Below are 2,051 nucleotides of genomic sequence, written 5' to 3' on the forward strand. Positions count from 1 at the left end.
GCATAACCCAACAAAACCTCTGCAAACCGCCAAATAATATAATTCTGTTTACTCGCATAAGTCTCATCACTATCAATTTTCTGCTGTTCATTTACGAATTTTCCTAAATAATATCCTGTTTTTGAAACAGCAGCATTAGCAGATGTTCCGTATGGCGTCAGATCTGCTCCAGCAATCTCTTCTTTACCTTCTTTATTATAGTGAATTTCCATTTCATGATCGCGAAAAATACAACCGTCATATAAGATATTCGCATAAAAACGATAATCCCTGTTATCATACGGGTGTGTCGGATCGTAAGGTTTACCATCACGCATATTATATTCATCCACATGATTTTGAGTAGGTGAATAGGCTGCTATTGTTCCGCCAAAGAAAGGAGAAACAGATTCACGATCAAGCTTATGCCCGAACCCATCTGCGAAATCACCATCATTCGAATGTTGTACTTCCCAAATTGATTCCTGACTATTTTTCGTTAGAAAAATCTGACGATACTGTTCTTTTATTTGATCTTGTGTTGTTCCGGTTATCTGTATCAACGAATAAGGCAACTTCATCAATTCATCATATGCCTTAGCAGCCTCTGTCAACATGGCATCCGATCGATCATCCGGAAAACCTAAATACGATTTCTCCTTATTCTGAAATACCTTACTGGCTACCCAAAAGTAGGTTTTAGCTTTCAGCATTAGAGCAGCTCCTTTAGTAGCACGCCCTATATCGCTGGCTTCTAACTTATCAGACAATAAAGAAGCCGCTAAATCCGCCTCTTCCACAATAAATTCCACCATTTCTTCATAAGAGGCGCGAGGAAATTTTTTATCATCAATCAACGGATCATAATTGTTCTTTATCAGTAAAGGACCTCCAAACTGTCGCAACAATAAGTAATAATAATAAGCACGAAAAAAATGTGCTTCGCCCAATATGCGTTGTTTATGAGCGCCCTCCTGTATTTTTCCTTCATTCTCTAATAAAAGATTCACAGACTGAATACGAGCGTAATAATTATTCCAATTTACAAGTCCTCTACGAGTAATTTCACTGGAAATACTCTTCAAAATATCACCATAGGCTGTATTATACCAATCCGCTCTACTTATAGTTATTTGATCACCATACCAAGGTAAATAATCACGGCATGCCCCTTTTAATAATGATGAAGAAGTAGGCATATAAATTGAAAAGCCATTACTCATATTACGATACCAAGGCAATACATATTCATCAAGCAATAATTGGCTTCCCCAAATCGTTTCTTGGGACAATTTATTATAAGGAGCGTCACGGAATAAACCATCACATCCGGAAAGTCCGAATATTCCTCCACAAATCAAAAAAGATACTATATATTTTCTCAACTGCATACTATTTCTGTTTTTAATGCCACATTATATTAAAAGCCTAAATTCAATGTCATACCATATGAGCGTTGGATCGGATATCCGCGAAGTGACTCGGGATCCATATCTTTTAAAGTAGACCATGTGCATAAATTACTTCCTTGTAGAGAGATACTGGCTGATGACAATTTGATTTTTTTCAATACAGATACCGGTAAAGCATATCCCACCGATAAAGATTTCAAACGAATAAAATCACAGTCTTTCACCCAAAAAGTGGATGCTTTCCGGTTATTGTCATTCGTATTAGCAATCTTGACACGAGGATAGGTTGCATTCATATTACTTTCAGACCACGTATCTGTAAGATGATATTTCTGAAAACGTTGCAAACTTCCGGATTCTAATGTATACAATTCAGTCAACTGTTGCTGATACCCACTAACTCCTTGAAACATCGCATTCACAAAAAAGCCTTTATACTTTACTCCCAAACGTAAACTCATTGTCATCTCCGGATTTGAAGAATTCTTCACAGCTATTTTATCAATATCTGTAAGTTTACCATCGCCATTCTGATCTTTATATTTAATATCACCGGGTGCAAGAGTAATATTACCTTGTTCATCTTGATCTACCAGATGATTATCAATTTCTTCCTGTGACTGGAAGAGTCCATCGGCTTCATATAACCACCATACCATA

Annotated in this window: 1 protein-coding gene and 1 pseudogene; both read right to left on the minus strand. The window is 36.8% G+C overall.

Translation table 11 applies throughout. The annotated features are described in order from the left end of the window. Window positions 1-1,370: RagB/SusD family nutrient uptake outer membrane protein (locus tag QVP90_RS14020; protein ID WP_288204574.1), on the minus strand; the 1,370-nt coding region annotated here is incomplete at its 3' end. 29 nt (window positions 1,371-1,399) lie between these two features. Further along, window positions 1,400-2,051, minus strand: a pseudogene (locus QVP90_RS14025) (SusC/RagA family TonB-linked outer membrane protein); the annotation flags it as partial.

The sequence above is a fragment of the Bacteroides sp. CAG:189 genome, assembly GCF_000432295.1.
Taxonomy (GTDB): Bacteria; Bacteroidota; Bacteroidia; order Bacteroidales; family Bacteroidaceae; genus Bacteroides; species Bacteroides salyersiae.